Below are 6,384 nucleotides of genomic sequence, written 5' to 3'. Positions count from 1 at the left end.
AGCCAGAGCCAGAGCCAGAGCCAGAGCCAGAGCCAGAGCCAGAGCCAGAGCCAGAGCCAGAGCCAGAGCCAGAGCCAGAGCCAGAGCCAGAGCCAAAGCCAAAGCCAAAGCCAAAGCCAAAAAGCCAGAGCCAGAGCCAAAGCCGTGGATAAGCGTTATTACTGCACGCTTCTCTTCAGTCAGCCAACCGGGACAAAACAATAACAGCAATGCAATGAAAGAATTGCGGTGGCTGGTTCATTAGTAACCACTTAACTTTAAATTTACATTCGTTCAAACCGGCTCAGACCCGTGCAAACAGGCTGCTGTAAAGACCTCTGCCTGCTACAAATTAGTGCGCCAGAGTTATTTAGTATCTAAGTAGCTGTTTATTATAGGTAACCATCTAAAATTTCAGCCTGAAATCGCCACGATTTCACTCCTTCAGGGCGTAATTAACAGCCTTAAGGCGAAGCGATTGGCTGATAAAAGGTGCGTTTTGGCACAGCAGCGAAGCCGTGAAGCTACACTGAAAAAAGATACTCAGAAAATATCCCTCAGTTATCCACAGAAAAAGTGGATAACTTTTTTCAGACGGAAAAACTTCACTCTCTGCCTGCTATTCTCCCGATACGTGATTCTGTCTTGCAGGCTGTTAACTGAGGCTGACGAAACGCGGTGTCGTCAGGATATGTCCGCAGACTCGCGTGACGAAACCAGCATGGTTCAGCAACATAACGTTCACTGCGATCGGTAACAGCGTTTTGTTTAGCACAGTTTGAGCCTCATCCCGTCATATACCCCCATCATCGCAGGCTGGAAATCGCTAACTGACCCATTTGCTGTTTACAGTGAATAGCGCTATCCGGGGAGTAAACCAGACTTTGCCATCTTATCCGGATAAGAACAAAGGCCGTCGCCCGCGGTTGTGCTGCCTTCAGATTTCGTTGTGTTGTCAGAAAGTCGCCGTCCACTGCAATCAGTAAAGCGTGATTGGGGATTCGGCGTTGCCTAAGGCTTTCCCGGCGGAACGGGGATTGAGAGATAGCAGGCTGAAGAGAACGACAGAAACCAGAAAGAGGAAAGCAGAAAAAAAAACCGGGCCAGGCCCGGTTTCGATGCGGATTAGCCCGCCAGCCAGGCGGTGATTTGTTTGACCATCGCCTCGGTAGAGATGCCATAACGATCATGCAGCGTTGGCAATGCACCTGCCGCCAGAAACGCATCCGGCAGTGCGATTTGCTTAAAGCGCGGCGTGACATTGTTACGCATCAGTACCCCGGCAATCGCCTCGCCTAACCCGCCTACCACCGAGTGATTCTCAGCCGTGATCACCAGCCGATTCATGTCGACCGCTTCCCCCGCTTCGCGCAGGATGGTCGCTTCATCCAGCGGCTTGATGACCGGTGAATGCACCACCCCCACCTCAATGCCCTGTTTCTCCAGCGCCTCGGCGGCTTCCAGCGCCCGCATCGTCATTAACCCGCTGCTGATGATCATCGCATGCTTACCGCCACGCAGACGCTGAGCTTTACCGTGCTGATAGCGATAGTCATATTTATCCAGCACCAGCGGGACCTTACCACGCAGCAGCCGCAGATAAACCGGACCCTGATGTTCTGCGATGGCGGGCACCACCTGGCTAATCTCCAGCGCATCGCAGGGATCGATAATGGTGAGATTAGGCATCCCACGGAAGATAGCCAGATCCTCGGTGGCCTGATGACTGGGGCCGTAACCGGTGGTCAGGCCGGGCAGCGCACAGGCAATTTTGACGTTCAGATTTTCTTCGGCGATTGCCATACAGATAAAATCATAGGCCCGGCGTGAAGCAAACACGGCATAAGTGGTGACGAACGGGGTAAAGCCTTCACGCGCCATCCCGGCCGCCGCGCTCATCAGCAATTGTTCCGCCATGCCCATCTGATAGAAGCGTTCAGGAAACGCATCAGCGAACAGGTGCAGGTCGGTGTACTTGCTTAAATCAGCCGTCATGCCGACCACATCAGGCCGTTGCTGCGCCAGTGATACCAGCGCATGTCCAAACGGTGCTGAGACCGTGGGCTGACCCTCGGCGGCGATCGATGCAATCATTGCTGAGGTCGTCAGGCGTTTTTTCTGTGGTTGTGAACTCATCTCAGGCTCCTTGCTCCAGCGCGGTCAGGGCTTTATCCCACTCATCGGCATCGACCCGAATGAAGTGCGTTTTCTCACGACTCTCCAGAAAGGAGACGCCTTTACCCATTCGGGTATCGCAAATAATCACCCGGGGTTGCGGGTCCGGCCAGCTACAGGCGGCATCAAAGGCTGCCTGTAAGGCTGCAATGTCGTTGCCATCAACCCGCTGCGTATACCAGCCAAAAGCCTGCCAGCGATCCACGATCGGCTCGAAGGCAAGAATCTCGCTGCTGTGACCATCAGCCTGTTGATTGTTGACGTCGATAATGGCGATCAGATTATCCAGTTGCCAGTGCGAGGCAGACATCGCTGCTTCCCAGGTCGATCCTTCATTCAGCTCGCCATCAGAAAGCAGGTTGAAAACCCGCGCCGTCGATCCTTTCTGCTTCAGGCCGAGGCAGGCGCCAACCGCGATACCCAGTCCATGACCGAGTGAGCCGCCGGTGATCTCCATTCCCGGCGTATAGGCTGCCATTCCCGACATCGGTAAACGGCTTTCATCGGTGCCGTATGTTTCACGTTCCTCTGGCGGTATCACGCCCGCTTCAAGCAGCGCGGCATACAGCGCGATAGCGTAATGCCCAATCGACAGATAGAAGCGATCGCGCTGTTCCCAGTCAGGCTGGTCGGCACGATAGTTCATGGCATGAAAATAGCTGACAGCCAGCAAATCGGCGGCACCCAGCGCCTGGCCGATGTAGCCCTGTCCCTGAACCTGACCCATTAATAAGGCATGGCGGCGAATATTGGTGGCGCGTTGTTGCAGCGAAAGACCGGAAGATGCGTGCAGATGGTCAGTCATGTTACCTCCTGTTTAACGATTAACGTCTGCTGCCCGGATGCGCAGCACGCACAGCGCGCCACCCAGCAGTACGGCAGCGATAAAATACATTCCCGATGCGGGCGAGCCAGTTGCCGTGGTGATGGCACCAATCAGCCACGGCGAGAAGAAACCCGCCAGGTTAGCAATACAGTTCACGGCGGCGATGCCTGCGGCAGCAGAGACTCCGCCCAGCAGATTGGTTGGCAGCATCCAGAACAGCGATGAAGCAGAGAGGATGCCGGCGGCAGCGATGCACAGCGAGAGCAGCGACAGAGAGACGCTGTGGCTCATTAAGGTCGCCATTGACAAGCCGATAAGTCCCACCAGCATCGGGATAACCAGATGCCAGCGCCGCTCACGATGACGATCGCCACTGCGACCGGCCAGCAGCATAAAAATGATGGCGCACAGGTAGGGCAGGCTGGTCAGCAGGCCAATATGCAGCGGCTGGCTGACGCCTGAGTTTCTCACCAGCGTCGGCAACCAGAAGGTCAGGGCGTACTGGCCCATTACCACACAGAAATAAATCAGCGCCAGCAGCCACAGACGCTTATCAGCGACAAACGCTTTGACCGTGCTGTGACAGGCTTTCTGCTGGTTGTCCTCATCAAGATCGGCGCGTACCCGGCGTTTTTCGTCTTCATCCAGCCAGTCCGCCTGCTCAACACGATCTTTCAGCACCAGCAGCACCACTAAACCCATTGCAACCGTAGGGATAGCTTCCAGCAGGAACATCCATTGCCAGCCTGCCCAGCCATGAAAGCCGGCAAAAGTAGCCATAATCCAGCCAGAGAGCGGGCCGCCGATCATTCCGGAGAGCGGGATGGCAATAAACCACAGCACCGTCATACGGGCGCGTCGGTAGGAGGGGAACCAATAGGTGAGATAGAGCAGCAAGCCCGGCGCGAGGCCCGCCTCGGCTACGCCAAGCAGGAAGCGCAGCAGATAGAACTGCCATGCGGTTTCGACCAGCGCGAACAGCGCCTAGATCATGCCCCAGGTGATCATGATGCGGGCGATCCAGCGGCGAGCGCCGACCCGATGCAGAATCAGATTACTGGGGACTTCAAAAAAGAAGTAGCCGATGAAGAAGATCCCGGCGCCCAGCCCGTAGACCGTTTCGCTCAGCGATAGATCGTCCATCATCTGTAATTTAGCGAAGCCGACATTCACGCGGTCAAGGTAGGCACAGAGGTAGCACAGCATCAGCCAGGGCATTAAGCGCCAGGCGATTTTGCGATAGGTGAGATCGCGCGCAGCAGCGGCTGCGCTCAGGTTAAGCGTGGTCATGGTATTCACTCCCGGTATAAGCCCGCCGAGTGCGGGCAGGGCAGGGCGCTTGTTAGTGGATGAGCATGCCGCCGTTGACGTCGAGCGTGATGCCGGTCAGGTAACCGGAGAGATCGCTGGCGAGAAACAACGCTGCGTTGGCGACATCGCTGGCTGCGCCAAGGCGGCCAAGCGGAATACCGTCGATGATGGCGTGGCGGCGCTCATCCTGCAGCAGACCGCCGGTGATATCGGTCTGGATCAGACCGGGAGTAATTGCATTGATACGAATCTGATCGGGACCAAATTCGCGCGCCATCGCTTTGGTTAGCCCCAGCACGCCAGCTTTGGCTGCGCTGTAGTGCGGACCGCCAAAGATACCGCCGCCACGCTGTGCGGAGACGGATGAGAGACAGACAATACTGCCGCTTTTCTGCTGCTGCATGGTGGGGATCACCGCCTGTGACATCAGCAGCGTGCCGCGCAGGTTCACATCAAGGATGCGATTGTAATCTTCCACGCGGATATCCAGCGTTTTTACCGGCTGGGTGATACCGGCGTTGTTGACCAGCACATCGATGCGACCGTAGTGCTCAAGCACCTGATCGACTGCGCGGCGCACCGTAAGCGGATCGGTCACGTCGGCGGCCAGCCCCAGATGGCCATCACCACACGCCAGTGCGCTGGCTCTGGCCGCCTGCAGATCTAAATCCAGCACCACGACGCGGGCACCGTGGTGAGCAAAACAGGCGGCTGTTGCACGGCCGATGCCGCGCTGCGAAGCCGCACCTGTGATAATCGCAACTTTATTTTCAAGTAACATGGTCCACTCCAGAAGAATAATTATTAGTGGTTCGGTATGCCTACCGGCAGGGTCACGATCAGAATTGATAAAGCCGTCGATATTGGCAATGCAAAAAAATTCATTTGATGCTGAATGAATTTGTTGGTTTGATGCAGTTAACATTTCTGCGGTTTAAAAACGGGCATACATCACAAATTTTCTGCACGGAGGGAGAGATGGAAAAGCAGACCGACCACTTACCGTCAATTAAATCGCTGCGGGTGTTTGAACAGGTTGCCCATTTTGGCAACGTGGCGCGTGCGGCGGAGGAATTAAGCATTACGCCTTCTGCCGCCAGTCATCAGCTGGCAAAACTGGAGCGTGAACTGGGCTGCATCCTGTTTAATCGCTCGGCAAAAGGGGTGGTGCTGACGCTGGCGGGTGAACATTACCTGAAGGAAATCAGCCCGATACTGCTGGGTCTGGCGCAGGCGACGGCGCGCATCAGTAATGAGAAAGCGCGCAGCAATTTGCGTATTCACTGTGCGCCCAGTTTTGGCCTGCTGTGGCTGCTACCGCGGATCCATAAATTCTGTGACAGCTATCCCGAATTCCAGCTGACGCTCTCCTGCTCCTACGAGAACTTATCTTTCAGCCGCGATAATATTGATATTGCGGTGCGTCACGGTTTTCCGGACTGGAAGTCATTCGACATTAAAACCATCCGCCATGAAAGAATGTCGGTACTGGCTTCACCCGGCTATTTAGCCCGCCATCCGGTTAATCAGGCCAGCGATTTAATTCATCATGCACTGATATTATCGGAATCGCCGCTTATTCAGTGGCCGCAGTGGTTTGCTGCTCAGCAATTACCCCAGCCGGATAATGAGTGGTTATTTCGCTTTGACCGATCCTATATGAGCCTGGAGGCTGCCATGTTGGGTCATGGGCTTATTTTTGAAAGCGAGCTGCTGGCTGAGGATTATATACGCAGCGGTAAACTGGTCAGGGTATTGCCGGAGCACTACAGTCTGCCGGTCAGCGCGCACCATCTGGTCTACCCGCGCGGCTTTGCCCAGTTTCCCCGCGTTAGCCACTTCCTAAACTGGATTCAGAGCGAGCTGAAAGAGTTAATATAATGTTAAATTAAGTTTCGCTTCGTGACTATTCCGCGCCTCCTTCCGGCGCGACTTCCGCTATTATTTCGGCGCACTGTTTTGTAATTAATTATCCCGCCATAAAAAGCGCATTGCTAAAGCTAATTCAAAAATACCGTCTACACTTCATCTCCCAATCGGTAAAAAAGTTCCATTTTTATTCCGTATGAAATTTAATCAACGGATGTTTAACT

5 protein-coding genes and 1 pseudogene are annotated in these 6,384 nt (G+C 54.8%); 2 read left to right on the top strand and 4 right to left on the bottom strand.

Annotated features, from left to right (window positions below):
* A partial coding sequence (locus ABIB18_RS22605) for a hypothetical protein (protein WP_354475820.1) occupies positions 1 to 204 on the top strand: 204 nt, incomplete at its 5' end.
* A gap of 900 nt (positions 205 to 1,104) precedes the next feature.
* Here the strand turns inward: ABIB18_RS22605 and ABIB18_RS22600 are convergent.
* The 4 genes and pseudogenes from ABIB18_RS22600 to ABIB18_RS22585 form a co-directional block, all read right to left on the bottom strand.
* Positions 1,105 to 2,115 (bottom strand): transketolase family protein, encoded by a 1,011-nt coding sequence (locus ABIB18_RS22600; protein WP_069729581.1) that lies wholly within the window; start codon positions 2,113 to 2,115, stop codon positions 1,105 to 1,107.
* A gap of 1 nt (position 2,116) precedes the next feature.
* Positions 2,117 to 2,959, bottom strand: a complete 843-nt coding sequence (locus ABIB18_RS22595; RefSeq protein WP_031376961.1) for a transketolase — start codon at positions 2,957 to 2,959, stop codon at positions 2,117 to 2,119.
* A 12-nt stretch (positions 2,960 to 2,971) separates the two neighbouring features.
* A pseudogene (locus ABIB18_RS22590) lies at positions 2,972 to 4,270 on the bottom strand (MFS transporter).
* A 52-nt stretch (positions 4,271 to 4,322) separates the two neighbouring features.
* A complete protein-coding gene (locus tag ABIB18_RS22585) occupies positions 4,323 to 5,072 on the bottom strand; it encodes an SDR family NAD(P)-dependent oxidoreductase (RefSeq protein ID WP_031376959.1) in 750 nt (249 codons plus the stop codon).
* A gap of 197 nt (positions 5,073 to 5,269) precedes the next feature.
* On the opposite strand from ABIB18_RS22585, the gene ABIB18_RS22580 reads away from it, so the two are divergent.
* Positions 5,270 to 6,172, top strand: coding sequence for a LysR substrate-binding domain-containing protein (locus ABIB18_RS22580; protein WP_354475817.1), 903 nt, complete (start codon positions 5,270 to 5,272; stop codon positions 6,170 to 6,172).
* Positions 6,173 to 6,384: the final 212 nt, after the last annotated feature.

The organism is Pantoea sp. UYEF8 (assembly GCF_040546285.1).
Lineage (GTDB): Bacteria > Pseudomonadota > Gammaproteobacteria > Enterobacterales > Enterobacteriaceae > Pantoea > Pantoea brenneri.
The sequence above is the reverse complement of the archived record's forward strand: the minus strand, read 5'-3'. Positions and strand labels throughout refer to the sequence as shown.